This window comes from Lentzea californiensis, from assembly GCF_024648825.1.
Taxonomy (GTDB): domain Bacteria; phylum Actinomycetota; class Actinomycetes; order Mycobacteriales; family Pseudonocardiaceae; genus Lentzea; species Lentzea californiensis.
Map to the genome: position 1 here is coordinate 314,262 of NZ_JANBBE010000004.1, position 24,007 is coordinate 338,268.

Consider the following 24,007-nt stretch of genomic DNA (forward strand, 5'->3'; position numbering starts at 1 on the left):
ATGCACCGGATCGCCGTCCTCGCGCTCGAGAAGTCCGTCGCGTTCGACATCGGCAGCTCGACGCACATGTTCGCGCGGCTGGAGGACAGGTACGAGGTCGTCGTCTGCTCGCCGGACCGCCGCCCGATCCCGACCACCGGCGGCTTCACCATCGCGCCCGACCACGGCCTGGAGGTGCTCAAGGACGCGGACACGGTGCTCGTGCCCGGCACCCACTACCAGCCGGCGCGGGAAGGCCGTCTCGAACCGGCGGTCCTGGAAGCCCTCACGACGACGAACGCCCCGCGGATCATGTCGATCTGCACCGGCGCGTTCGTGCTCGCCGCCGCCGGGCTGCTCGACGGCAGGCCCGCGACCACGCACTGGAAGACCACCGACCAGTTCAGCGCGCTCTACCCGAAGGTGCGCCTCAACCCGGACGTGCTGTTCATCGACGACGGCGACGTGCTGACGTCCGCGGGCGTCGCGGCGGGCATCGACCTGTGCCTGCACGTCATCAGGTCCGACCACGGCAGCGAGGTGGCGAACTGGGTCGCCCGCTACTGCGTCGTCCCGGCGTGGCGGCAGGGCGGGCAGTCCCAGTTCGTCGACCGGCCGGTGCCGAGCTACCCGGACACCTCGACCGCGCTCGCCCGCGAATGGGCGCTGGAACGGCTCCAGGAGCCGCTCGACCTCGCCGCGATGGCCGCACAGGTGCGGATGAGCGTGCGCACGTTCACCCGCCGGTTCCGCGCGGAGACCGGCATGTCGCCGGGCCAGTGGCTGACGCAGCAGCGCGTCGACCGGGCCCGGCACCTGCTGGAGTCCACCGACCTGCCGATCGACCAGGTCGCGAGCCACGCCGGTTTCGGCACCGGCGCGGCTCTGCGGCAGCAGCTGGCCGCCTCGGTCGGGATCTCGCCCAGCGCCTACCGTCAGGCGTTCCGCTCGGCTTGATCGTCCACAGTGGAGTCGACCAGGAACGGGCGCAACAGGTCCGGCACGGCCTCGTCGGCGAGCGCCAGCCCGTGCGACTCGCCGACGTCCGTCACGTGGTAGATGCCCGCGCCCGCCGCGGTGGTCGCGCCGATCGTCATCAAACCGCTGCGGCGCTGGAAGAACGACCGCTGGATGCGCCAGCCGATGATGCCGGTGCGCTGCAACGCGACGGTGCTGCGCACGAGGGAGTTGTTGCGCGTCACCAGGTAGCGCTCGTCCAGGGCGTTGCCGAGCGACCGGTAGTTGTCCCAGCCGACCAGCGCGGCGAACGGGATGATCGCCACCGGGATCGGCCAGGCCCACGACGGCGCCCAGATCGCGAGGCCCGTCGCGATCACGACCCACGGCACCACGTGCCGGAGCATGCTGCGGCGCAACGCGGCGAACGGGTGCTTGCGGAGCCGCAGCGTCGTCGGGTCGTTGCCGACCTTCAGCACGTCCCGCGACACCTGGTGCGCCACCGACAGCGGTGCGGGCGGCAGCAGCAGGTTGCTCTCGCCCTTCGAGCCCAGGCCCGTGGTCACCGCGGCGAGCTTCGCGCCCTTGCCGGCGCGCACCAGCAGCGGTTCCTGGATGTCCACGCCCCGCAGGCGTTGCTCCTCCACCGAAACCGAGCGGGTGGTGAGCAGACCCCGTTGCACGCGCACGGTTCCGTCCGGTTCGCGGGTCAGCCGGTAGTTCCAGAACTGAAGGATGTAGAGCGGGATCGACAGGACCAGCCCGGCCACGGCCAGCACGACCAAGAACACGGCGAACAGTGCGAGGCTCGGGTTTTCGAACAGCCACTCCCACAGGTCCTGCACCGGGTGCAGACCCAGGTCGTCGGCGTAGTTGGACAGCACGCCGAACAAGGCGCCGATCGCGACTAGACCCGACAACGACAACGGTGCGAACTTCAGCCACTTCAGGTCGAGCTGCGAGATGACCTCGGACTCGGGCAGCGGAACCGGTTCCGCGTGCTCGCCCTCCGCCGTGGTCGCCGCTCGCGGCGCGACTCCCTTCTGCAGCAACAACAACCGCAGTCGTTCGGCCTCCTGCTGCGTCACCGCGTCGAGCGTCAGGCCGTCCGTGCCGGGCACGTCCTGCTGGCCAGTGCCGATCCGCACCGCCGAGAGCCCGAAGATCCGGTGGCCCGGCTTGGAGGTGAGGTCGACGGTCCTGATGCGATCACGCGGCACCGCGAGCTGCTTGCGGGTCAGCAGTCCCGTGTGCAGCTCGACCTGGTCGTCGGTGATGCGGTACCTCGTGGTGCGCCAGATGAGGTAGCTGAAAACGAGGATCGCCGCGACCGTCGCGCCGCTGGCGAAGAGCCGCCACTTCTCGCCGTTGCCGGTGAACAGCAGCACGAGGATCGGCACCAGCATCGCGATGCCCTCGTTGAGCGGCCGCACGACCAGCATCCGCACGTGCAGGCGGTGCCACTCCGGTAGTGGCTCGACGAACTCCGGTGCGGCGGGAAGCCCGGCCGGCACCTCCGCGGGAGTGCTCACGTGGCATCACCGGGCGTGGCCTGCGTGGTGTTGGTCAGTTCCACCACGAGCCTCTGCGCGACCTCGTGCTCCAGGCCCTCGATCTCCACCGGCCCGGCGGCCGACGCCGTCGTCACGGTGACGGTGGACAGGCCGAGCATCTGCTGGAACGGCCCGCGTTTCGTGTCGATCGTCTGGATCCGCGACACCGGTGCGACTCGCCACTCCTGGCTCAGCCAGCCGGAGAGGGTGTAGACGGCGTCCGGCGTGGTCTCCCAGCGGTGGACGCGGTAGCGCCAGCTCGGTTCGACCGCGGTGTGCACGATCCCGACGACCAGCGTGGCGATCATGAGCACGAACTCCCACGTCGGCGGCTCGTCCACCAGCAGGAACACGACCAGCTGGGGCACGAAGAGCACGAGCCAGAAGAAGGCGGCCTGCATCGTCCACAGCAGGACGGACTTCGGGCTCACCTGGTGACGAGGCGTGCGCAGTTGCAGAGTCACCCCACAAGGGTGCCTCACCCGTACGCGCTGGTGTGGCCAGGTGTGTCAATTGGTGTGTCGGTGGCCGGGGTGGTCTTGCTTGCGAGGGAGGCAAGACCACCCCGAGCAGGGTTGGGTCGGGCAGGGCGGGTCGGTCAGGGCTGGGCGCAGTACGGCGGGGTGAACTTGTCGCTGTCGTCAGCCGAGGCCGCGCCCGACATCGCCAGCAGTGCCCCCAGACTGAGGATCACGGCGGCGATGGTTCGAGCGATAGTGTTCGACTTCATTGAGGGGCTCCTTCGTTAGGTGGCGGCCGTGGATGAGGGCAGGAAGTCGTTGACGAGGTTCGGTGCGCGGTTGCGGGCTGTCCGGCTGCAGCGCGGTCTGTCGCAAAAGGACCTCGCGTGCCCCGGAGTCTCGATGAGCTACGTGTCCCGGCTCGAGTCCGGCGAACGCGTTCCGTCGCCTGCCGTCGTCCGCAGGCTCGCCGAGGTGCTCGGCGTCGACCCGTCCGAGCTGGTCGTCGACGAGGACCGCACCGCCATGCAGGACGAGGCGCTCGCGTGGTGCGAGGCGCTGCTGGCATACCACGACGGAGACCTGGTCCTGGCCGTCGATCTGCTGGAGGCGCTGGGAAAGCGGTCGGACGAGGAGATGTTCGGCTGGTGCGTGCGCTGGACGCGCCTGGTGGTGCTCGCGAGGCAGCGCGACCACGAGGGTCTGCTGCTGGCGGCGGCGAAGCTGCGCAAGTCGTGGTCTCCCGGTCCGGCGGTGGACGCGCTCGTGGAGATCCTGCGCGCATCCTCGTTGCGGCGCCTCGCCCGGACGGCCGAATCCGTGCGGGCGGCGACCGAGGCCGTCGAACTGGCGAGCGGTGACGGCGAACGGGTGCGGCGCGTGCACACGCGCGCTCTGATCGCGTTGTGCGCGGAGCTGACCGTGGCCGGGCGGCTGGCCGACGCCGAACAGGTCGTGGACCAGCTTTCCGCACGGCTGCCCGAACTCGGCCGCGACCGGCTCGCGATCTCCACGTGGTGGGTGCGCGCCAAGGTCGCGGATCGCCTGGGGGACCGGATGGAGGCCGCGCACTGCATCCGCGAGGCCGTCGCGCTGCTGGACGACTTCAACGGCGATCCCGAGTACCGCTGCCGGGTCCGCCTGGCCGGGGCGTCCATCGCGTTGCGCACGCCCGGCTCGAACCTCGACGAGGTGGTCGCGATGCTGGACGAGGTCGAGACGACGATCGCCGCGATGGGCCGGCAGGACGACCTGCTCGCGCACGCCCGTGTGTTGCGGGCGGAACTGGCTCTGCGCGACGGAGAGGTCGGCCGGGCCCGCGAACTGGCGGAGGTCGCGCTCGCCACTGGACAGCTCGACGCCGAGCAGCAGCTGCGGTGCCACCTGCTGCTCGTGCGGGCGGCGGACGAGGTCGATCCGCACGGAGGTGGCGACGCGCGCGCGGCGCTGGCCGCACTGCTGGAGAACATCAACCCCGAGGGCGTCGACCCGCTGCTGTGGCGAGATGTGGCACGCATCGCGCTCCGAAAGCACTGACGCGGGCGCCCGGCGGCGGTGCCTGCCCATGACCGCCCCTCGCTCATCAACTGGCCACGTTGTTAACGGAGCATGACACAGACCAGTTACCCATCACATCACCCAATTCAACCGCACGGATGTGGGTAGAACACCCGGGAACCGGCAGTTCCTCGTCACCGGCAAGCGGCCGAACGGGCGATGGTCCCCCGGTCCGCTCGGACCAGTTGTCAATCAGTTGACAATGCATTACTGGCCGGCGGTCAGGTTCATCCACCACACGATGGCTCCGGAGCGGCCGTTGACGGCAAGGGTGGTGTAGATGCGCTGGAGGTGGTTCTGCACGGTCTTGGGGGACAGGCCGAGCGACTCCGCGATCATCGCCGTGCTCGCCCCGGCGGCCACGAGCCTCAGCACCTCGATGCCGCGTTTGGTGAGTCCTGCTCGCAACGCGCGGGCGATCCGGGCGTTCGTGTGCTCCGCGGTGCCGGTCTCGTGCAGCTCACCCGCGTTCGGCACCCGTACCACCGCGTTCTCCCGCTTGGGCTCGAAACGCTTGTGCGCCAGCTGTTCCACGAGTCGTGACGACAGGTCGTGCTCGCGCATCCGCAGCAGGTCGCGCCCCTCCTGCAGTTCCCACAGGCGGTACTGCTCCAGCTGCATCCGCGCGTGGCGCAGCGCCCGTTCGAGATCGCCGGTCCGTTCGTGCGCCTCGCTCAGCTGCTGGTGCGCGTGCACCGCCACTTCCCGTGCCAGGCAGCTCATCGCGAGTTCGGCGGCCTGGGTGAGCTGGGCGATCTGCTCGGGATGGCGCGCCCGCGCACCGCTGAGCCGCGCCCGTGCCATCAACGCCTCCGCCCGCGCCACCGGGCGGTTCCTTCCGGCAAGCAACTGGTCAGCGCGCTGCCAGCTGCGGTGCGCGCGGTCAAGTTCACCCAGATCGATGCGCACGTGTGTCAGCAGGACGTTGACCATCGCCATCCGCACCGGGTCGCCGAGCGACTTCCAGCGGTCGCGCACCTGAGCGCACAACGCTTCCGCGCGGCGGAGCTTGCGCACGCACGGCTCCCCGTCGAGGCTGCAGCGGCTCTCCTCGGTGCGGATCATGCAGTGCTCGTGGTACTGCATGCGCATCACGCGTGCCTGTTCGAACAGCACCGAGCCGATCAGCTCGTTGTCTCCGGTGAGTTCCGCGAGACCCAGCGCGCGGGCGAAGGAGTTGAAGCTCCGCTCCCGCGAGTCGAGCCGCAGTTCCACCACGGCACGGGAGAAGCTGCACCGCGCCTGGAGTCCGATGTGGCGGTTGGCGGCGGCGATCGCCTGCACCTTGTCGATCGTGTCGAGCGCGCTGGGCCACAGTCCCCGCTTGCCCAGCGCCACCGACTGGGCCAGGACACCCTCCGCCACGCCTTCCGCGTCGTCCAGCCACGAGTACGCGGCGACGGCCTTCTCCGCGTACTCCAGGGCCTCGCCTGGCCTGCCCTCGTCCAGCGCTATCCGTGCCTCACGCAGGTTGTGCACGGCGTTGGATCGCGGATCCGCGGTCCTGCCCGGAACCGTCATGGTCGAGCCCCCTAGTTCGGAGGCTGAGCCTAGTGGTGCTCCCTGAGTTGACGTTTCAACACTTTTCCGGCTGCGTTGCGCGGCAACTCGTTGACGAAGAAAACATCCCGGGGAACGGAGTAACGCGCGAGATTCGCCTTCACATGTTCACGTATGTGTTCGGCCGTCAGGGTTTTTGCGCCGACGACGAACGCGGCGAGGCGCTGGCCCCACTCCTCGTCCGGCACGCCGAGCACCGCCACCTCCGTGACGCCGTCCAGCGTCGAGAGGAGGTCCTCGACGTCGTGCGGGTAGACGTTCTCGCCACCCGAGACGATCATCTCGTCGTCGCGGCCGGCGACGAACAGCAAGCCGTCCTTGAGGTAGCCGAGATCGCCGGTCGACATCAGGCCGTTCAGCGACTCCTTGCTGGTGCCGTTGGTGTAGCCGTCGAACAGCATCTCGTTGCCGACGAAGATCCGCCCGGTCTCACCCGGCGCCACGGGTTCGCCCTGGCCGTCCACAATGGCCAGTCTGGTGCCGAGCGGCGGTCGTCCCGCCGTGCCCGGCTCGCGCAGCATCTCCTCGGGTGTGGCGATGCTCGCCCAGCTCACTTCCGTTGAGCCGTAGAGGTTGTAGAGGACGGGGCCGAACTCCTCCAGCGTGCGGGCGGCGACCTTCGGTGGGAGGGAGGAGCCGCTGGACGCGATGATCCGCAGCTTCGGCCGATGTCCCACCTCCAGCATGCGTTGCAGCATCACGGGAACCACGAACATCGCGGTGCACCTGTCGGCGTCCTTCAACGCCTGCGCCGGGTCGAACCTGCGGCGCAGCACCAGGGTGGCACCGAGGACGAGTCCGAGCTGGAACGCGGCGAGGCCCCAGGCGTGGAAGAGCGGGGAGGTGATGGAGATGACGTCGCCGTGCCGCAACGGGATCCGGGACAGCAGCGCGGCGGCGGGTGCGAGGCTCGCGGGTTCCGGCCTGCGGGCGCCCTTCGGCGTGCCGGTGGTGCCGGACGTGAGGATGATCAGCCGGCCGCGCGGGGGCCTGCGGGGGAGTGAGCTGGTGGGCCCGTTGGCGATCAGCGACTCGAGCTCGTCGGTGAAGAACACCGGCAGGCCGGGCAGGACGTCGGCGAACTCGCGGTCGGCGACGATCCTGTCGATCTCCTGGTCCTGGGCGACCTGGGCCAGCTGCCCGCCGCTCAGGCTGGTGTTGAGCAGCACGGCGTCCGCGCCGATCTTCGTGCACGCGGTCATCGTCTCGATGAAGGCGCGGCCGTTGCGGCACAGCAGGCCGACGCGTTCTCCGGGACGGAAGGCGTGCGCGAGCCTGCTCGTGCGCTCGTCGACTTCCGCGTACGTGAGCACGCCGTCGTCGTCGATGATCGCCGCGCGGTCCGGGTGCCGTCCCGCGCCCGTCTGGTAGCCCCACGCGAGCGTGATGTTCCAGTGCAAAAACCCGCGCACGGTGCCGGCGAGCCCTCGCGGGCCCAACGGCCGGATCACTCCGGCTTTGACCAGGGTCAGCAGCACGCGGGTCACCATGCGACCCACTCTGCCAGCTACCTACTAGCGAGTAGGTAGCTGTGTGACGGCGGTCACACGTCGGTGTTGGACGCGCTCACCACGGCGTCGCGCAGCGCCGCCCGCAGACGGCCGACCTCCAGTGGTGTCAGCACGGCGGCCTCTCCCGGCGGCACGGTGATCACTACGTGCCCCTGGCTGACGAACACCGTCATGTCCCGTCGGCGCGAAGCGATGTCGCGGCAGCTCACCTGCCACTCCTCTTGGGCTCCCACGGGTTTCTTCCTCCAGCTCACTCGGTGCACCGGCCCGGTGTTCCGGCGCTAGCGTCAGAGAGACGCGGGTCACCGCCGGTCATGACGGAGGTTCGGCGTTCTCCGTTCGGCGACCGCGCCGAGCTGCGGATAGCGTCGCACGTGGGACGAGACCAGGTCACCTGAAGGGGTGAAGATGGCGGAACCGCAACGCATTGTGATCGTCGGTACGGGCCTCGCCGGTGCCTCCGCGGCGGGAGCGCTCCGGGACCGCGGCTACGGCGGCAAGATCACCATGTTCGGCACCGAACTCCACCGCCCGTACGAACTTCCCGCGCTGTCCAAGGACGTGCTGCTCGGCAAGGCCGCGGAACCCGCGTGGGTGCACGAGCCGGGCTTCTACTCCGACAACGACATCGACCTCCAGCTCGGAGTGTCCGCACTGGAGCTGCGGCCCGGCGACCACACGGTCGTGGACTCGGATGGAGCGGTGCGTCCCTACGACCGGCTCCTGCTCGCGACCGGCTCGCGGCCGCGCGTTCTGCCTGGCGCCCAAGGACATGTGCTGCGCACGCTCGACGACTCGCTCGCGCTGAAGTCGGCGTTGCGCGAGGGCCGGCACGTCGTGATCATCGGTGCGGGCTGGATCGGCTGCGAGGTCGCGTCCGCCGCCCGCACCCACGGCTGCCGCGTCACGGTGGTCGACCCGCTGGCCGAACCGCTGGTGCGCGTGCTGGGTACCGAGATGGGCGCGACGTTCCGCGGCCTGCACGAGGAACACGGCGTGGAGTTCAAGCTGGGCACCGGTGTCTCGAGCTTCTCGCCGTCCGGTGTGCGCCTGGACGACGGCACCGAGCTGATCCCGGACGTCACGGTGCTGGCCGTGGGAGCGGCACCACGACTCGAGCTGGCCGAAGCCGCCGGTCTGGAGCTGAAGGACGGTGGCATCGCGGTCGACGCCACGTTGCGCACGTCCGCTCCCGACGTCTTCGCGGCCGGCGACGTCGCGGCGCAGGACCACCCGCGCTACGGCCACCGCGTCCGCGTCGAGCACTGGGCGAACGCGAAGGACCAGGGCACGCACGTGGCGGGGTCGCTGATCGGGCTGAACGACCCTTACGTGAAGTCGCCGTACTTCTTCACCGACCAGTACGACCTGGGCATGGAGTACCGCGGCCTCGCGGGCCCGGACGACGAGCTGGTCGTGCGCGGCGACATCGCGTCGCGGGAGTTCATCGCGTTCTGGCTGCGCGACGGACGGCTGCGGGCGGCGATGAACGTCAACGTCTGGGACCACGGCACGGCGTTGAAGGCGCTCGTGGACGCGCAGGCGACCGTGACGCCGGAGCAGCTGCGCGAGGCGGACCTGGGCGCTCTCGTCTAAGTCGTCTAGATGCAGGAGCCGTGCATCGGACCCTCGCCGCGCGAGAGGTCCTGCAGGGCCTTGCGGATGATCGCCATCTCCTCGGGGGAGAAGCGGGAGCGGAAGGCGCGTTCGACCTCGGCGAGCGCGTCACCCGCCTCCTTCTGCAGTTCCCGGCCCTTGTCGGTGATCACCGGTGTGCGCACGCGCCGGTCGCTGGGATCGGGGACGCGCAGGACCAGGCCGCTCCGCTCCAGCTTGTCGAGCTCGCTGGTGAGCGTGGTCTTGTCGAGGCCGAGCATCGCGCCGAGCTTGAGCTGGGTGCGCTGGACCTCCTCGTTGGCGAGGGCCTGCAACACCAGCTGGCCGCGCAACGAGATCCCGAACTTCGCGATCTCCTCGGCGTACGCGCCACCGACGCGCTGGGTGGCGCGGTGCAGCAACCAGTTGAAATCCCACTTCTCCAAGCAGGCTTCGACGATCTCCGGCTGCTCCTCCATGTGTCCCATCCTACATCCCGGAAGAGATGTTCTCGGCTAAGAACATCTTGACTCGGAAGTTCTTCGCTCGTATGTTCCGGGTATGACCAATCTGCTTCACATCGACACGAGCATTCGGTACGAGGGCTCCGTGACCCGCGAGGTCTCCAGCGCGTTCGCGGAGAGCTGGCGTGCCGCGAACCCCGGCTCCGGCTACACCTACCGCGATCTGCACGCGTCGCCGATCCCGCACAAGGACGGCACGGACCAGGGCATCGCCGCAGGCCTGATCGCCGAGGTCGACGCCGCCGACGTGATCCTCATCGGCGCGCCGATGTACAACTTCTCGATCCCGTCGACGCTGAAGGCCTGGATCGACCAGGTCGCGACCTCCGCGAACTTCGCCCGTGAGGACGGCACGTTCGCGTGGGGCGGCAAGCGCGTTGTCGTCGTGACGGCCCGCGGCGGTTCGTACAAGCCGGGCACGCCGCGAGCGGGCTTCGACTTCCAGGAGCCGTACCTGCGCGCCGTGCTGTCGATGGTCGGCCTCGACCAGAACCTGGAGTTCGTGCACGCCGAGCTGACCCTGGCGGACGTGGTGCCGCAGATGCACCAGTTCCGCGAGCTCGCCGTGGAGTCGCTGGCCGACGCGCACCGCGTGGTCAAGGAACTCGCCAGCGCTTAGTGCTGTGACCGCCAACCGTTGCCGCGTCTTGCAGTCCTCAGACGGGTGCATCGTGGTGACGATTGCGGTCACAGCACTATCGTCGGTCGCGTGATCGACAAGGTGGCTTGGATCTACCTCAAGGACGGCCGCGTGCTCGGCACCCGGTCGGCGGGCAAGGACACGTACTACCTGCCCGGCGGCAAGCGCGAGCCGGGGGAGTCCGACGTCGAGACGCTCGTGCGCGAGATCCGCGAGGAGCTGTCCGTCGAGGTCGACGCGGCGTCGGCGCAGCACGTGGGGACGTTCGAGGCCCAGGCGCACGGCCACACGTCGGGGGTGACCGTGCGGATGACCTGCTACACCGCGTCGTTCGACGGGGAACCGGTGGCATCGGCCGAGATCGAGGAACTCGCCTGGCTGACCACCGCCGACGCGGACCGGATCTCGCCGGTCGACCGGATCATCTTCGCCCACCTGAATGAGGCAGGGCTTCTTCTCTGACCCTCTGAAACGGCGAAAGAGGAGAGCGCTGCTCTCCTCCCACTTCAACATATAGCGCACCCGGGGTCTTGCCACAAGACCCCGGGTGTACTCCATCATTTCCCAGCCAACGTGATCTACCTGGGGAAATGGGGAAAACTCCATGATCGACGTCATCATCGCCGGCGGTGGACCGACCGGCATGATGCTGGCTGGAGAACTGCGGCTGCACGGCGTGGGCGTGGTGGTGCTGGAACGGGACCCGGAGCCGACCGAGGTCGTCCGGGCGCTCGGCCTGCACGCCCGCAGCATCGAGGTGCTGGACCAGCGAGGCATCGCCGACCGGTTCCTGGAGGCGGGCACGACGCATCCGCTCGCCGGGTTCTTCGCGGGCATCGACAAGCCCGCGCCGGAACGGCTGGACACCAAGTACCCGGTCGTCCTCGGCCTGCCGCAGCCTCACATCGAACGGTTGCTCACCGAACACGCCGTCGATACCGGCGCCGAGATCCGGCGTGGCAGCACGGTGACCGCGTTCAGCCAGGACGACGACGGCGTGACCGTCGAACTGGCGGACGGCACCTCGTTGCGGGCGCGGTACCTGGTCGGGTGCGACGGCGGCCGCAGCACGGTGCGGAAGCTGGCCGGCATCGACTTCCCCGGCGAGCCGTCGCGGGTGGAGACGCTGCTGGGCGAGATGGAGATCGGCATCCCGTGGGAGGAGGCGCTGCCGCTGATGCTGGAGGTCCGCAAGACGCACAAGCGCTTCGGCATCGGCCCGATCGGCGGCACCGCGACGTACCGCGTCATCGTGCCCGCGGAGGGCGTGAACGAGGACCGGGCGGTCAAGCCGACTCTGGAGGACTTCAAGGAGCAGCTCGTCAAGATCGCCGGGACCGACTTCGGCGTGCACTCGGCGCGGTGGACGTCCCGGTTCGGCGACGCCACCCGGCAGGCCGAGCGCTACCGGTCCGGCCGCGTGTTCCTCGCGGGCGACGCGGCCCACGTCCACCCGCCGACCGGCGGCCAGGGTCTCAACCTCGGCGTGCAGGACGCGTTCAACCTGGGCTGGAAGCTCGCCGCGGCGGTGCACGGGTGGGCTCCGGAGGGGTTGCTGGACAGCTACGAGGCCGAACGGCACCCGGTGGCCGAGGAGGTGCTCAACAACACCCGCGCGCAGATCGAGCTGATGAAGGTCGAGCCCGGCCCGCAGTCCGTGCGGCGGCTGCTCACCGAGCTGGTGCAGTTCGAGGAGGTCAACCGGTACCTGATCGAGAAGATCATCGCCGTCTCGGTCCGGTACGACCTCGGCTCGGAGAACGACCTGGTGGGACGGCGGATCGGTGACCTCGCGCTCAAGCGCGGCGGTCTCTACGCCCAGATGCACGCCGGTCGCGGCATCCTGCTCGACCAGGCCGGGACGCTGTCGGCCGCCGGCTGGGCGGACCGGGTCGACCACGTCGTCGACGTCACCGAGGACCTGGACGCGCCCGCGGCGCTGCTGCGGCCGGACGGCCACGTGGCATGGGTCGGCGAGGACCAGGAGGGCTTGCAGCGGGAGCTGACCCGCTGGTTCGGGACGGCTCGCTGAGGTCACCCGTTCGAGGGCCGGGGGAGCTTGTCACACTGGGCGGCGTGTCCGAGCCGATGACAGCGGTGCTCTTACGAGCAGCCGACCTCACCGCCTCGGGGAAGCCGCGGCAGGCGATCGACCTGTTGCGGCCCCTCGTGGCGGCGAACCCCCGGCACGCCGAGGCGTGGTGCCGGCTCGCCGGCGCCCACCTCGACCTGGGTGAGGCGGACCAGGCCCTCGACTCGGCCAAGCGCGCGATGGTCCTCGACGGCGAGCCCGCCTGGCCTCAGCGGCTGGCGGCACTGGCGCTGAGCGACCTCGGCCGGCACCAGGAGGCCGCGGTCGCGGCGCGCGAGTCCGTGCGGCGCAAGCCAGGCGACTGGCGTTGCTACGTCGTGCTCGCCGAGGTCCTGGCCGACAACCCGGACGGCGCCGTCGAGGCGTTCGACTCGGCCCTGCACGCCTCCCAGCTCGCACCGACCGAGGCGCGGGCGTTCCAGGTGCTCGGCGACGCGGCCCTGCGGATGCGCGACTGGGGCACCGCCGAGCACGCGTACCGCTCGGCGATCAAGCTCGACCCGTCCGACGCGGACTCCAAGGCGAACCTCGCGACCGTGCAACGGCGGCGTTCGTCCAAGCCCACGCCGCTGCAGTTGAACAAGGTGCAGGTGTGGCGTGCGCTGCGCACGCTCTCGTTGCTGTTGATCGGCGGCGGTTTACTCGGGTTGATCGCCGGCATGCCCCGGCCGACGCCCTACCTGGGCTTCTTCACCGGCGCGCTGCTGCTGTGCTGCCTGGTCGTGGCGCTGCGGCTGCGTCCGTTCAAGCTCCTCTTCAGCCTGCGCAAGCTCGCCGTGACGGTGTCCCTGCTCGCCGTTTCGGCCCTCGTCCTGCTCGGCTGGACCGTCGCTTTGTTCTTCGGGGCTACGACGATGCAGCCACTTGTGCTTTCCTGGTTGTGCGCTGTCGTGGGGGGAGCGCTCGTCTACGTCGGTGGAGGCAGGAAGCGGTGATGCGTCGCAACGCGGTCGCGCTCGCGTTCCTGCTGTTCCTCGGGCAGCTGTTCATCGTCGCCGCGCCCGCCGAGCCCGACGCCTCTGGCTCCGTCATCCGGCACGGTCACGACTTCGCGAACCTGCCGGTCACCGCGCCCAAGCCGCACAACCCGAACGCCGCCCAGGTCCCGCAGGCCCAGGTGGCCTCCGACGTGCCGCCGGTCGCGAAGCCGACGATGCCGCTCCGGTTCGTCGTCGCCTTCGCCCAGCGCGTGCACCGCACCCCCGACGGCCTCCGCTGGACGCCCCAGCCCGCTCGTTCACCGCCTTCCGGTCGCTGAATCCCTCCTCCAGCAACCCACTCCGGAAGGTCTTCTCACCCATGTCGCGCGACAACGCGCGACGAGGGCTGCTCGTGCGCGCACTCATAGCGCTCGGCGTCCTCGTCGCCTCCGCTTTCCTGCTGCTCACCTCTGATCCCCGCCTCGGTCTCGACCTTCGGGGCGGAACCCAGATCGTTCTCGAAGCCAAGGGCGACGCCGACGCCGCCGACCGTTCGCTGGAGGTGCTCAGGCGTCGCGTGGATGCGTTGGGCGTCGCCGAGCCGGTGATCGCCCGCTCCGGCGAGAACCGCATCGTCGTCGAACTGCCCGGCGTCCAGGACCCGCAGGAGGCCGTGAAGGTCCTCGGTCAGACCGCGCAGCTCACGGTGCAGCGGGGCGGCCAGACCGTCATGACCGGCGAGGGCATCTCCGACGCCCAGTCCGCGCGCAACCCGCAGGGCGCGGGTTTCGTGGTCAACATCCAGTTCCAGGGCGACGCCCCGGCGAAGTGGCAGAAGGTCACCGGCGAGGCGGCCTGCGAGCAGTCCGGCACCCCCGGCCGGCAGATCGCGTTCGTGCTGGACGGCAAGCCGATCTCGTCCCCCGAGGTCAGCCTCGACACGCCCTGCGGCGCCGGTCAGGCAGGCGGCTCGACCACCATCACCGGCCGTTTCTCCCAGGCGGAAGCCAAGGAACTCGCCCTCGTCGTTCGTTCCGGCGCGCTGCCGGTGCCGGTCGAGGTGATCGAACAGCGCACCGTCGGCGCGACCCTGGGCGCCGAGGCGATCGAGGCCAGCGCCCAGGCCGCGATCATCGGCATCGCCCTGACCTCGCTGTTCCTGATGTTCGCCTACCGGCTCGCCGGGTTCCTGGCCGTGGTCGCACTGGTCGGCTACGCGGGCGTCGCGTACGCCGGGCTGCTGGCCGTGGGGGCGACGCTGACCTTGCCGGGCCTGGCCGGCTTCGTGCTGGCGATCGGCATGGCGGTGGACGCGAACGTCCTGATCTTCGAACGGGCCCGCGAGGAGTACGCCAGGAAACCCAACCTCCGGCGTGCCTCGGAGAGTGGTTTCCGCGGCGCTCTGAGCGCGATCGCCGACTCGAACGTGACGACGCTGCTGGCAGCCGGTCTGCTGTTCTGGCTGGCCACGGGTCCGGTCCGCGGCTTCGGCGTCACCCTGACCATCGGTGTGCTGGCGTCGATGTTCAGCGCCCTGGTGCTCTCCCGCGTGCTCGTCGTGTGGGCGCTCGGCACCCGTTTCGTCGCCAAGCGGCCGCGTCTGAGCGGCCTGCACACCCTCGGTTTCGTCCGCCGGCGCCTGTCCGTCGTGCTGTACCGCCGCCCGTCGTTGTGGCTGATCAGTGCCGGTGCCGTGGTGCTGGTGGCGTTCGCGGGTCTCTTCGCGCGGGGTCTGAACCTGGGCGTCGAGTTCACCGGCGGCCGCATGCTCGACTTCACCGCGGGCGGTTCCATCGACCCCGGCCGAGTGCGCACCGCCCTGGCGGACGCGGGCTTCCCCGACGTGGTCGTCTCGTCGTCGGGCAACGAGGTCTCCCTGCGCACGGCCCCGATCGACGACGCCACCTCCGCTCGCCTGGGCGAGGTCGTCTCGTCGGCCGTCGACGGCGGCGCCCGCCAGTCCAGCAACGAGCTCATCGGCCCGTCGCTGTCCTCAGAACTGCGCCGCAACGCCGTGATCGGCCTGGCCATCGCCGTAGCCGCCCAGCTGGGTTACCTGGCCGTGCGCTTCGACTGGCGCCTCGGCCTCGCCACGGTGGCCGCGCTGCTCAGTGACGTCCTCGTGCTCATCGGCGTGTTCGCGTGGATGGGCAAGACGGCCGACGGCGTGTTCCTGGCGGCCCTGCTGACCGTGATCGGCTATTCGGTCAACGACTCGGTGGTCGTCTTCGACCGCCTCCGCGAACTACGAGGTTCCCGCCTGAAGGCCTTGTACCCGGATGTCGTGTCGGACGCGGTCGTCCAAACCGTGCCGCGCACCGTGAACACCGGCCTCGGCGTGCTCTTCGTCCTGGCGGCGTTGCTGGTGCTCGGCGACGGCTCCCTGGCCAACTTCGCGATCGCACTGCTGATCGGCCTCATCGCCGGCACGCTGTCCACAGTGGTCACCGCCGCACCCGTGGCGATCTGGCTGGAGTCGCGCTGGCCCAGGCGAGCGGTTTCGAAGAAGCGCCCGGTGGGGGCACACGCCTAGCGTTCTGCGCATGATCACTCATGTGCACTCGACCACCGTCAACGTCCGCGATCTCGACGAGGCTCTGGGCTTCTACGTGGACGTGCTGGGCTGGCAGAAGCGGCAGGACAGCACCGAGGCCGGCATGCGCTGGCTGACTGTCGCTCCTCCCGGCGCCCAGACGGCGTTCGCGCTGTCGCAGGCGGACGCGCCCAACGTCTCGTTCGCGATGGGCTGCGGGATCTCGCTGATCACCGACGACATCGACGGAGACGTTGCTCGGCTCGTGGCGGAGGGGGTGACGGTGAAGGGCGAGCCGGAGACCATGCCGTGGGGTGATCGGGCCACCTGGTTCAGCGATCCTTTCGGCAACGAGTTCTTCCTAGTGCAGCTCGCTTCGTAGCAAAGTAGGCGGCATGACCTCCTTCGCCGCGTACCAGAACGAGATCTACCTGCAGGGGCTCGGTGGCGCCGTGCCGCCGTTCACCACCGATCCCGACGCGCTGGAGCAGTCCGCGCGCGACAGGCTGGGACCGGGCCCGTTCTGGTACGTGGCGGGAGGCGCTGGTTCGGGCGCCACCGTGCGGGCGAACCGTGAGGCGTTCGACCGCGTGCGGATCGTGCCGCGCATGCTGACCAACGCGACCGAACGGCATCTGGGTGTCTCGGTCCTCGGCACTGAGCTGCCGGCGCCGGTGATGCTCGCACCCGTTGGCGTGCAGTCGATCCTGCACCCGGACGGTGAGCTGGCGACCGCACGGGCCGCCGCCGAGCTCGGCGTGCCGATGGTGTTGTCGACCGCCTCCTCGCACACCATCGAGGAGGTCGCCGAAGCGTCCGGTGACGGGCCGCGCTGGTACCAGCTCTACTGGCCGAACGACCCCGACGTGTGCGCGTCGTTGCTGGACCGGGCGCGCAAGGCCGGGTACACGGCGCTGGTCGTCACCTTGGACACGTGGACGCTGGCGTGGCGGCCGCACGACCTCGACCAGGCCTACCTGCCGTTCCTGCGCGCGGTCGGCACGGCGATCCCGTTCAGCGACCCGGTTTTCCGCGCCGGGCTGCAGAAGTCGCCCGAGGAGGACCTGCCGATGGCGATCCTGCGGTGGGTGCAGCTGTTCACCGGCACCGACAAGTCGTGGGACCAGCTCTCGTTCCTGCGCGAGCACTGGGACGGGCCGATCGTCCTGAAAGGAATCCAGCACGCCGACGACGCGCGCAAGGCCGTCGAGTACGGAATGGACGGTGTCGTCGTCTCCAACCACGGCGGGCGCCAGGTCGACGGTGCCGTCGGGTCGCTGGACGCGCTGCCGTCCATCGTCGAGGCGGTGGGGGAGCAGGTCGACGTGCTGTTCGACTCCGGCGTCCGCACCGGCGCCGACATCGTGAAGGCGCTGGCGCTGGGGGCCAAGGCCGTGATGGTCGGGCGGCCCTTCGCGTACGGACTGGCGCACGGCGGCCAGGTCGGCGTGCGGCACGTGCTGCGCAGCCTGCTCGCGGACTTCGACCTGACGCTCGGGCTGTCGGGTCACCGCAGCCCGGCCGACCTGGGGCCGGACGCGCTGCGGTTCTCCTGAACGACGAAGGCCGGGTCGCAGCAGCTGCGACCCGGCCTTCGTGGCGTCCTTTTACGTTCTTTTACGGCATCGTCGCGGTCATCCGCGTCAACGTGCCGAAGTCGGCCGGCTGCACCCGCAGCCAGCCGTCGCTCTTGGCCGCGAGGTAGCGCCCGCTCGGCGTGTCGATGAACGTCAGCGGGTTGACGCAACGCTGCTTGCGGCCCAGGTGGTCGCGCTTGGCCGAGAAGACCTGACCGCCACCGGTGCGCGGCTGGCTCATGATCTCGTTGAGCTGCGCGACGAGCTGGTCGTTCGGCGTGCTCGTCGGCCGGCTCTGCTGCAGGAACGAGCCGGTGTCCTCGTAGGACGGCTGCGGCCGCTTCTGCTGCAGCGCCTCCTCGGGCAGCGTGATCGGGTTGCCCCTGCCCGCCGGCGTGGGCGGCAGGGCGCCGATCAACGCCTGCGGAGCCTCTTCCGCCCGCACCGGTTCGAGCACGAACTGCTGGTCCGGCGTGAGCAGGATCCGCAGCGCGTCCTGGCCGTTCGACACGACCAGCACGCTCTGCTGCGGGCCGTCCTTCAGGCTGAAGAACGCCCAGTACTCCACGCCGGCCTCGACCACGAGCCGCAGCGCGTTCGTCAGGTCCGGGTGTATCTGACCGCCGCGCGCGAGCCCGTACTGCTCGAGCTGCGCCCACGCCGACCGCTGCAACCGTTCGAGCTCGCTCACGTCACCCGACTCGAGGAGGTCCTCGTCGAAGTCGACCTGAGCGAGCAGCGCACGGTGCATCGTCGGCAGGCCCGCGGCCTGCCACGCCTGGTAGAGCGCCGTGACAGGGATGGCGACCCTGCTCCGCAGCACGTTTCCCCCTTATCCGCCGATGACCGGCGGAGCGACCATCGTTCCATCGCCGAAGATGTCTTCGGTCTCCTGAAGGTACGACGCGGACTTGTGCTCCGAGTCCTCAGCACCTTCACCACGCCCACCACCGGCGCCCATACCGCCGGCACCCATGCCCGCGGCGCCACCACGACCGGCGGCACCCGCGGCACCGGCACCGGACGGCCCGAAGCCACCAGCGCCACCACGACCGTCACCGGTGACACCGGCCGCGCCACCGAAGCCGCCGCCCATACCGCCAGGTCCGCCCATGCCCTTGGCCGCAGCGGCACCACCGAGGCCACCACCACCGGGCCCACCACCGACACCGCCACCGGCGCCACCACCACGACCGCCGCCGGCGCCACCACCGGCACCACCGCCGCCGGGTCCACCGGGTCCGCCGAGGCCGCCGGGACGGTTGCGCGGGTTGTTGGGGTCGAGCGGACCGCCAGGCCTGCGCGGGTTGTTGGGATCGAGCGGACCACCGGGCCTGCGCGGGTCGTTCGGGTTGTACACGCCGTCCGGCGGCAAGGTCGGAACGCCGATGTCGGGCCGCGGACGGCCGATGTCGGTGGGCGGAGGGGTGAACTTGGGGTCGTTCACGCCGGCCGTGCTGGTGTCATCGCCGCCGGGCGGCCTCGAGCCGGACAGGTCCGTGCCGCTGCCGTCAGGGCCGCCACCGATGCGGTCGCCCCCACCGCCGGGAGGCGTGCCGATGCTGGGCGGCGGCTGGGTCTGCATCCCGACCCTGTCGATCATGTGGTCGCCACCCGGCTGCTGTTCGACGGACCCGTCGTTGGCGGTCGGCGCGATGAACGTCGGCTGGTTGCTCATGCTCGCGTTGACGGCTCCGGCGTACTGGTTGAACGCCCGGATGTTCTGCTCGCTGACCTGCTGGTTTTGCTCGAGCGCCTTGTCGTAGTCCGTGTCCCACGGGCGGTAGTCGTTCAGGAACGGCTTGTCCGGCACCGACGGTGGCTTGGACATCGAGTTCTTGGCGTCGGCGTACGCGCTGCCGACCGTGTCGGCGGTCGTGCTTGCCTGAGTTGCCGAATCGCCCGTGACCGTGGCCCACGTCGCGAGCGGTGAAGTCCCACCACGCGCCGCGTCACCTGCGGACCCCTCCCACGCGGCACCGGAGTCGCGTACGGCTTTCTCGATCAGCTGGGCGACGTCTCCGTGGCCGGTCGAGAGATCACGCCAGCCTTGCGAGGCGATCGCGGTGCTCTGGCTCGGACCGCTGCCGTTCTCGAACCACTTGTAGATGGTTTCGCCACCCGCGAAGGGAAGAATGGCGAAACCAGCGATGTTCGGCTCATCCCCAGCCATCTCGCTACCCCTTCAAGTTTGTGATAATCAGTTGCGCGACGCGCTCGGTCTCCGTGCAGGCGGGCTTGGCCGCACGCTCGTCCGCCGCTGTGGCGACCTGCACCGTGACCGAGTCGGTCTTCGAGGCTTGGAGCGTGGTCAGGCAACCGGTCGACGCGTCGGTCTGACTGGTGGAGATGACCCTCACACCGTCGATCTTCTTGTCGGTGAAGACCGGGTTGGCCTTAACGTTGTTGATGATGTCCTCGAAGGACTTGTTTTCGGTCGTGTGCACCGTGTACTTCGAGTTCTTGATGACGTCCTGACCCCTCCACACGCAGTTGGGGCCGAGTTCGCCAGTGCCGGGCTCAGGTGCTCGTACAGAACCGAGCGTCGTCACCTGGCTCGCGGTGAGGATGCTGCAAGGGTTGCTCACGTACTTGGCGATGCTGAGTCCGGCATCGGGCCCGTCGCTCGTGGGCTCGCTGCTCGTCTGCTTGGTACCGGCCGACTGCGCCGTGGTGGGATTGCCGCCGGTCTGGGAGGCCGTGCACCCCGCCAGTGCACCGAACGCGAGTACAGCGGTGAGCAGGGCGGTCATGCGCTTCAAGATCGTGTCAGCCCTTCATCGCGGACTTCGCCGCATCGTCGGTGGCCCGATACTCGGCAAGGGCCTTCTCGATGTTCTTGACAGTTTGTTCCAGCGCCTTCTGCGCCTCCTGGTTCGCCCACAGGTATCCGCCGGGCTCTCCACCTGCCGTCTTGCGCATCGCGAGCGTCGCGTAGCCGCTGTAGGGATCTGGACCAGGAGCGCCCGAAGCCTGGATTTCGTCGGACTTGTCCCTCAGATCGATCAGCTTCTCAATGGCGAGCTTCAGACCGTCGATCATCTTCTGGGCCTGCTCAGGGTCGACGCTGAATTTCGCGACCCCGCCACTGCCCGCACCGGCGGCTGCTCCCGCCGCGGCACCCACGGCTGCACCGATACTCTTGCCCACGGCCCCGGCGGTCTTCACGGGTACGAGTGCGTCGAACATCAGCATCCTGGCCAGCTCCCCTCAGAACTCCACACCCCTGTCAGAGGATTTTCGCATAGGACCGGTTCCCTGCGGAGGCGAACGAATCAGCAGATCAGGTCACATGGCCGATTCGTTCAAGACCGCGCACCGCGAGCGGCATAGGTTCGGGGCATGATCGAGCAAGCGAGGACCTTCCTCTGGCGCAACGCCCGCACGCTGGAACAACGCTGGTTCGAGCACGCCTTCGACGGCGGGAAGGCCGAGCACGTGGTCCAGGCGGTGCTGGCCTACCGCAACGACGACGGCGGTTACGGCTACGGGCTCGAACCCGATCACCGCGGGCCCACCAGCCAGCCGTTGCACGCTCTGCGCGCGCTCCAGGTGTTCGGCGAGGTCGGCGCCCCCGAGCATGCTGAATCGATCTTGACTTGGCTGAACGACACCTGCCCGGACGGCAGTGTCCCGTTCGGCATGTCCACCTCGAAGGACCATCCGAAGGCGCCGTGGGTCGCCGCCGACGACCAGGGCGGACTTCTCCTCACGGCCCAGATCGCCGCCGCCCTCCACGCGCTCGGAACGACGGACCCGTGGCTCGACAAGGCGACCGGCTATTGCTGGCAGGAGATCGAGAAGCTCGAGAACACCCACCCGTACGAGCTGCGAGCAGCGGCGATGTTCCTGGACGAGGTGCCGGACCGCGCCCGCGCCGAACTGGCCGCCGAGAGGCTCGGGCACCTCAAGCCGAGCACCGAGGGATACGCTGAGGGCGAAGGCCTGGACCTGCACATGTACGCGCAGAAGCCCACCAGCCTCGCCCGCGCGTGGTTCACCGACGACGAGTTCGGCAAGGACCTCGACGAGCTCCAGAACGGCCAGCAGGAGGACGGCGGCTGGACCTTCGGCTTCGCCGCCTTCACCCCGATCGTGGACTTCGAATGGCGTTCCATCGCCACGGTCGACGCACTGCTGACGCTGCGCCGCTACGGCCGGATCAGCTGACCGAGGGGCACGCCGGCCAACGCACGCACTTCGCGGGCCAGGTGCGCCTGGTCCGCGTAACCCGCCTCGAATGCCACGGCCGAGAACGGCACACCCTTCCAAGCCAGCCGCAGCGCCGCGTCGAAGCGCAGCACCCGCTGCAACACCTTGGGTGGATAGCCGAACGCGTCCAGGCACCGCCGCCGCAGCTGACGTGCGCTCAGCCCGATCTCCCACGCGACCGTGCCGACGTCACCGGACCGCAGCAACGACGCGGTCGCTGCCAGAGCAGGATCGACGACCACTCGCGAAGCGCAGAACGACACCATGTCCGAGAAGGAGTCGAGCCGAGCCGAAGGAACGAGCTCGGACAGCGGCACCCGCAGGTCCCGGACGGCGTGCGCGGGCACCCCGAACACCGACGGGAACGCTCCGGGCGGCAACCGCACCCCGTACAACGTGCCGGGAGCGACGGTGGCGAGCTGAGCCGAGGTGTCCGGACCGGCCACGTACAGCGCGCCGGACGCGGGTGTCCACATCAGGTCCGTGCACCCGTCCGGCACCACGCGCTGCACGGTCTGCGATGACACCGTGCGCGTCCACAGGCAAGCCAGACCCGCGGGAGCGGGACGTTCGGCGTACACAGCCCGACCGTACCTCCAGCGCGACCACGGCTGGGGGTACGGGGGCGAAGCCCGCCGGGCGGGGTCTGGGGGTTGCACCCCCGGAAAACACAACGGAGCGAGCAGGTTCGCGCTTTCCGCGAACACAACTCGCTCCGAGTGGAGTGGACGATACTGGGATTGAACCAGTGACCCCTACCGTGTCAAGGTAGTGCTCTCCCGCTGAGCTAATCATCCGTGTCGTACGGATGACATCTTAGCGGACGAACTCTCCCCGGCGCGCACGCAGGGGGTCAGAGGCCGAACTTCACCCAGTTCACGCTCACGTAAGCCGCCGGCTGGCCGCTCGTGAACGTCACGTACACGTCGTGGGTGCCCGAGATGTTCGAGATGTTCGCGGGGATCGTTCTCCACGCGTCCCACCCACCGGTGTTGCCGACCGCGAACGAACCCGCCGGAGTGGCCGTGCGCGAGCCGAGCCGCACTTCGACCAGGCCGCTCACCCCGCCTCCGGCACCGGAGGCGACCCTGGCGAGGAACTGCCGGGCCGGGCCGGAGCCGAAGTTCACGCCGGAGAACTTCAGGTAGCCGCCGTTCGCGATCTGGTGCACGCCGGAGCCACCATCCCCCGGCGCCACCGAACCACCGGAGCGTTCCGAGGCGTTCTCCGCCTGCAGTTCGCTGTACGCGGAACCCCCGCCGCCGGGGTTCGACGTCGTGGTCGTGGTCGTCGGGGGAGTGGTGGACCCGCCGCCAGCCGAGTACACGGCCACGTAGTCCACGACCATCGAGTGCCCGGACTGGGTGGCCGCGACAGGGGTCGGCTGGTTGTTGTTCAGCGCGTTCGGGAACGCGCCGCCCATCGCGAGGTTGAGCAGGATGAAGTGCCCCGCGTGCGACGTCATCGCGTTCCACACGTTGACGCCGACACGGGCCTGCGTCACCTGGTGGAAGGACTGGCCGTCGACGAACCACGTGAACGTCTTCGCGGCGTCGTCCCACTCGAAGCGGTAGGTGTGGAAGGCGGACTGGCAGGACGAGCCGGGGCACGTCCGCGAGTTGCCGATGCCGGTGAACTCGCCGCAGGCACCGCCGGGAGCGACGTCGCAGTGCAGCACGCCCCAGACGGAGTTGATGCCGTTGACGTTCTCCATGATGTCGAACTCGCCGATGCCCGGCCAGTTCCAGTAGTTGCCGCGGTACGGCGCGCCGAGGGTCCAGAACGCGGGCCAGTAGCCCAGGGCTGCCTCGCCCGTGACGTTCGGCATCTGGATGCGACCCTCGATGGCGAGCTTGCCGCCGGCCGCGGGCTTGAAGTTCGAGCGCTGGGTCTCGATGCGCGCCGACGTCCAGCCGCCCCCGCCGTCCTTCAGGGCGGTGATGCGCAGGTTGCCGTTGCCGTCGAGCTTCAGGTTGTTCGTGCTGTTCGTGTAGTTCTGGATCTCCCCGGTGCCCCAGTTGGCAGGTCCGCCGGGGTAACCGTGGCCGGTGTCGATGATCCAGTTGGCGCTCGACGGCAGCGATCCGTTGGAACCGTTGAAGTCGTCACCCCACACCTGCGTCCATCCCGGGGCAGGGGGTGGGATAGCGGCGTTGGCGGACATGGCGGCGATCGCCAGGGGTACCGCGGCAATAAGAGCTGTCGTGGCCGCCAGGATGCGGCGTCGTTGCCTCATGCGCGGGTGACCTCCTTGTCACGGGTGCAGTCCATTTATGAGAGCGCTCTCACGGCGTAAGAGCAAGCGCCCGTTCGGACCAACGACCCGAGGCGAACC

Annotated in this window: 25 protein-coding genes and 1 tRNA gene; 12 read left to right on the top strand and 14 right to left on the bottom strand. The window is 69.5% G+C overall.

Going from position 1 to position 24,007, the window contains the following annotated elements:
* Positions 1-936 (top strand): GlxA family transcriptional regulator, encoded by a 936-nt coding sequence (locus tag LX88_RS18500; protein ID WP_258949013.1) that lies wholly within the window; start codon positions 1-3, stop codon positions 934-936.
* Here the strand turns inward: LX88_RS18500 and LX88_RS18505 are convergent.
* From LX88_RS18505 to LX88_RS18515, 3 genes are all read right to left on the bottom strand, one after another.
* Entirely contained in the window at positions 915-2,468 is a 1,554-nt protein-coding gene (locus tag LX88_RS18505) for a PH domain-containing protein (protein WP_308203451.1), read from the bottom strand. The two genes, LX88_RS18500 and LX88_RS18505, sit on opposite strands and share 22 nt — an antisense overlap.
* Positions 2,465-2,947, bottom strand: coding sequence for a PH domain-containing protein (locus LX88_RS18510; protein ID WP_425459936.1), 483 nt, complete (start codon positions 2,945-2,947; stop codon positions 2,465-2,467). The genes LX88_RS18505 and LX88_RS18510 overlap by 4 nt, the downstream gene beginning before the upstream one ends.
* Before the next feature lie 140 nt (positions 2,948-3,087).
* The gene (locus LX88_RS18515) at positions 3,088-3,219 is read right to left on the bottom strand and encodes a hypothetical protein (RefSeq protein ID WP_258949014.1); all 132 of its coding nucleotides are present in this window, start codon (positions 3,217-3,219) and stop codon (positions 3,088-3,090) included.
* A gap of 28 nt (positions 3,220-3,247) precedes the next feature.
* On the opposite strand from LX88_RS18515, the gene LX88_RS18520 reads away from it, so the two are divergent.
* Positions 3,248-4,486, top strand: coding sequence for a helix-turn-helix domain-containing protein (locus LX88_RS18520; protein ID WP_258949015.1), 1,239 nt, complete (start codon positions 3,248-3,250; stop codon positions 4,484-4,486).
* 228 nt (positions 4,487-4,714) lie between these two features.
* On the opposite strand, the gene LX88_RS18525 is transcribed toward LX88_RS18520, so the two are convergent.
* Genes LX88_RS18525 through LX88_RS18535 form a run of 3 tightly spaced genes read right to left on the bottom strand, consistent with a single transcriptional unit; the run spans position 4,715 to position 7,811 of the window.
* Entirely contained in the window at positions 4,715-6,028 is a 1,314-nt protein-coding gene (locus tag LX88_RS18525; protein WP_258949016.1) for a response regulator transcription factor, read from the bottom strand.
* Positions 6,029-6,057: 29 nt separating this feature from the next.
* A complete protein-coding gene (locus LX88_RS18530; RefSeq protein ID WP_258949017.1) occupies positions 6,058-7,557 on the bottom strand; it encodes an AMP-binding protein in 1,500 nt (499 codons plus the stop codon).
* A 53-nt stretch (positions 7,558-7,610) separates the two neighbouring features.
* A complete protein-coding gene (locus tag LX88_RS18535) occupies positions 7,611-7,811 on the bottom strand; it encodes a hypothetical protein (protein ID WP_258949018.1) in 201 nt (66 codons plus the stop codon).
* A gap of 175 nt (positions 7,812-7,986) precedes the next feature.
* Between LX88_RS18535 and LX88_RS18540 the strand changes: the two genes are divergently transcribed.
* Positions 7,987-9,174 carry an NAD(P)/FAD-dependent oxidoreductase gene (locus LX88_RS18540; RefSeq protein ID WP_258949019.1) on the top strand — a complete coding sequence of 396 codons (1,188 nt, stop codon included), beginning with the start codon at positions 7,987-7,989 and terminating at the stop codon, positions 9,172-9,174.
* Positions 9,175-9,179: 5 nt separating this feature from the next.
* Here LX88_RS18540 and LX88_RS18545 read toward each other — a convergent pair whose 3' ends face one another.
* On the bottom strand, positions 9,180-9,653 hold the full coding sequence (locus tag LX88_RS18545) for a MarR family winged helix-turn-helix transcriptional regulator (protein WP_258949020.1): 474 nt from the start codon (positions 9,651-9,653) through the stop codon (positions 9,180-9,182).
* Between the two features lie 82 nt (positions 9,654-9,735).
* On the opposite strand from LX88_RS18545, the gene LX88_RS18550 reads away from it, so the two are divergent.
* The 8 genes from LX88_RS18550 (at position 9,736) to LX88_RS18585 (ending at position 17,439) form a co-directional block, all read left to right on the top strand.
* Positions 9,736-10,317, top strand: coding sequence for an FMN-dependent NADH-azoreductase (locus LX88_RS18550; RefSeq protein ID WP_258949021.1), 582 nt, complete (start codon positions 9,736-9,738; stop codon positions 10,315-10,317).
* Positions 10,318-10,407: 90 nt separating this feature from the next.
* Positions 10,408-10,800 (top strand): NUDIX hydrolase, encoded by a 393-nt coding sequence (locus LX88_RS18555; RefSeq protein ID WP_258949022.1) that lies wholly within the window; start codon positions 10,408-10,410, stop codon positions 10,798-10,800.
* 142 nt (positions 10,801-10,942) lie between these two features.
* Positions 10,943-12,370 (top strand): rifampin monooxygenase, encoded by a 1,428-nt coding sequence (gene rox, locus LX88_RS18560; protein WP_258949023.1) that lies wholly within the window; start codon positions 10,943-10,945, stop codon positions 12,368-12,370.
* Positions 12,371-12,414: 44 nt separating this feature from the next.
* On the top strand, positions 12,415-13,365 hold the full coding sequence (locus tag LX88_RS18565; protein WP_258949024.1) for a tetratricopeptide repeat protein: 951 nt from the start codon (positions 12,415-12,417) through the stop codon (positions 13,363-13,365).
* Positions 13,365-13,688 (top strand): hypothetical protein, encoded by a 324-nt coding sequence (locus LX88_RS18570; RefSeq protein ID WP_258949025.1) that lies wholly within the window; start codon positions 13,365-13,367, stop codon positions 13,686-13,688. The genes LX88_RS18565 and LX88_RS18570 overlap by 1 nt, the downstream gene beginning before the upstream one ends.
* A 41-nt stretch (positions 13,689-13,729) precedes the next feature.
* Positions 13,730-15,883, top strand: a complete 2,154-nt coding sequence (gene secD / locus LX88_RS18575; RefSeq protein WP_258949026.1) for a protein translocase subunit SecD — start codon at positions 13,730-13,732, stop codon at positions 15,881-15,883.
* A 10-nt stretch (positions 15,884-15,893) separates the two neighbouring features.
* Positions 15,894-16,265: a VOC family protein gene (locus LX88_RS18580; protein WP_258949027.1), complete on the top strand. Its 372-nt coding sequence runs from the start codon at positions 15,894-15,896 to the stop codon at positions 16,263-16,265.
* Between the two features lie 13 nt (positions 16,266-16,278).
* Complete coding sequence (locus tag LX88_RS18585) at positions 16,279-17,439, top strand: lactate 2-monooxygenase (RefSeq protein WP_258949028.1); 1,161 nt, start codon at positions 16,279-16,281, stop codon at positions 17,437-17,439.
* 61 nt (positions 17,440-17,500) lie between these two features.
* On the opposite strand, the gene LX88_RS18590 is transcribed toward LX88_RS18585, so the two are convergent.
* The 4 genes from LX88_RS18590 to LX88_RS18605 are packed head-to-tail and all read right to left on the bottom strand — an operon-like array spanning position 17,501 to position 20,655.
* Positions 17,501-18,283, bottom strand: a complete 783-nt coding sequence (locus LX88_RS18590) for an ESX secretion-associated protein EspG (protein ID WP_258949029.1) — start codon at positions 18,281-18,283, stop codon at positions 17,501-17,503.
* Between the two features lie 9 nt (positions 18,284-18,292).
* Positions 18,293-19,633 (bottom strand): PPE domain-containing protein, encoded by a 1,341-nt coding sequence (locus LX88_RS18595; protein WP_258949030.1) that lies wholly within the window; start codon positions 19,631-19,633, stop codon positions 18,293-18,295.
* Positions 19,634-19,637: 4 nt separating this feature from the next.
* Positions 19,638-20,213: a DUF3558 domain-containing protein gene (locus LX88_RS18600; RefSeq protein WP_258949031.1), complete on the bottom strand. Its 576-nt coding sequence runs from the start codon at positions 20,211-20,213 to the stop codon at positions 19,638-19,640.
* Between the two features lie 16 nt (positions 20,214-20,229).
* Positions 20,230-20,655 (bottom strand): hypothetical protein, encoded by a 426-nt coding sequence (locus LX88_RS18605; RefSeq protein ID WP_258949032.1) that lies wholly within the window; start codon positions 20,653-20,655, stop codon positions 20,230-20,232.
* A gap of 147 nt (positions 20,656-20,802) precedes the next feature.
* On the opposite strand from LX88_RS18605, the gene LX88_RS18610 reads away from it, so the two are divergent.
* Positions 20,803-21,630, top strand: coding sequence for a prenyltransferase/squalene oxidase repeat-containing protein (locus tag LX88_RS18610; RefSeq protein ID WP_258949033.1), 828 nt, complete (start codon positions 20,803-20,805; stop codon positions 21,628-21,630).
* Here LX88_RS18610 and LX88_RS18615 read toward each other — a convergent pair.
* The 3 genes from LX88_RS18615 to LX88_RS18625 form a co-directional block, all read right to left on the bottom strand.
* Positions 21,612-22,253 carry a helix-turn-helix domain-containing protein gene (locus LX88_RS18615; protein WP_258949034.1) on the bottom strand — a complete coding sequence of 214 codons (642 nt, stop codon included), beginning with the start codon at positions 22,251-22,253 and terminating at the stop codon, positions 21,612-21,614. The genes LX88_RS18610 and LX88_RS18615 overlap by 19 nt on opposite strands.
* Before the next feature lie 144 nt (positions 22,254-22,397).
* Positions 22,398-22,469, bottom strand: a tRNA-Val gene (locus LX88_RS18620).
* Between the two features lie 56 nt (positions 22,470-22,525).
* Entirely contained in the window at positions 22,526-23,908 is a 1,383-nt protein-coding gene (locus LX88_RS18625; protein WP_258949035.1) for a carbohydrate-binding protein, read from the bottom strand.
* Positions 23,909-24,007 lie beyond the last annotated feature (99 nt).

What these genes read in the sequence shown, in the direction of transcription:
- LX88_RS18500 (WP_258949013.1), top strand. Translation starts at nt 1, where the DNA reads ATGCACCGGATCGCCGTCCTCGCGCTCGAGAAGTCCGTCGCGTTCGAC.
- LX88_RS18515 (WP_258949014.1), bottom strand. Translation starts at nt 3,219, where the DNA reads ATGAAGTCGAACACTATCGCTCGAACCATCGCCGCCGTGATCCTCAGT.
- LX88_RS18525 (WP_258949016.1), bottom strand. Translation starts at nt 6,028, where the DNA reads ATGACGGTTCCGGGCAGGACCGCGGATCCGCGATCCAACGCCGTGCAC.
- LX88_RS18530 (WP_258949017.1), bottom strand. Translation starts at nt 7,557, where the DNA reads ATGGTGACCCGCGTGCTGCTGACCCTGGTCAAAGCCGGAGTGATCCGG.
- LX88_RS18540 (WP_258949019.1), top strand. Translation starts at nt 7,987, where the DNA reads ATGGCGGAACCGCAACGCATTGTGATCGTCGGTACGGGCCTCGCCGGT.
- LX88_RS18545 (WP_258949020.1), bottom strand. Translation starts at nt 9,653, where the DNA reads ATGGAGGAGCAGCCGGAGATCGTCGAAGCCTGCTTGGAGAAGTGGGAT.
- LX88_RS18550 (WP_258949021.1), top strand. Translation starts at nt 9,736, where the DNA reads ATGACCAATCTGCTTCACATCGACACGAGCATTCGGTACGAGGGCTCC.
- rox (WP_258949023.1), top strand. Translation starts at nt 10,943, where the DNA reads ATGATCGACGTCATCATCGCCGGCGGTGGACCGACCGGCATGATGCTG.
- LX88_RS18570 (WP_258949025.1), top strand. Translation starts at nt 13,365, where the DNA reads ATGCGTCGCAACGCGGTCGCGCTCGCGTTCCTGCTGTTCCTCGGGCAG.
- secD (WP_258949026.1), top strand. Translation starts at nt 13,730, where the DNA reads ATGTCGCGCGACAACGCGCGACGAGGGCTGCTCGTGCGCGCACTCATA.
- LX88_RS18580 (WP_258949027.1), top strand. Translation starts at nt 15,894, where the DNA reads ATGATCACTCATGTGCACTCGACCACCGTCAACGTCCGCGATCTCGAC.
- LX88_RS18585 (WP_258949028.1), top strand. Translation starts at nt 16,279, where the DNA reads ATGACCTCCTTCGCCGCGTACCAGAACGAGATCTACCTGCAGGGGCTC.
- LX88_RS18595 (WP_258949030.1), bottom strand. Translation starts at nt 19,633, where the DNA reads ATGGCTGGGGATGAGCCGAACATCGCTGGTTTCGCCATTCTTCCCTTC.
- LX88_RS18600 (WP_258949031.1), bottom strand. Translation starts at nt 20,213, where the DNA reads ATGACCGCCCTGCTCACCGCTGTACTCGCGTTCGGTGCACTGGCGGGG.
- LX88_RS18605 (WP_258949032.1), bottom strand. Translation starts at nt 20,655, where the DNA reads ATGCTGATGTTCGACGCACTCGTACCCGTGAAGACCGCCGGGGCCGTG.
- LX88_RS18610 (WP_258949033.1), top strand. Translation starts at nt 20,803, where the DNA reads ATGATCGAGCAAGCGAGGACCTTCCTCTGGCGCAACGCCCGCACGCTG.
- LX88_RS18625 (WP_258949035.1), bottom strand. Translation starts at nt 23,908, where the DNA reads ATGAGGCAACGACGCCGCATCCTGGCGGCCACGACAGCTCTTATTGCC.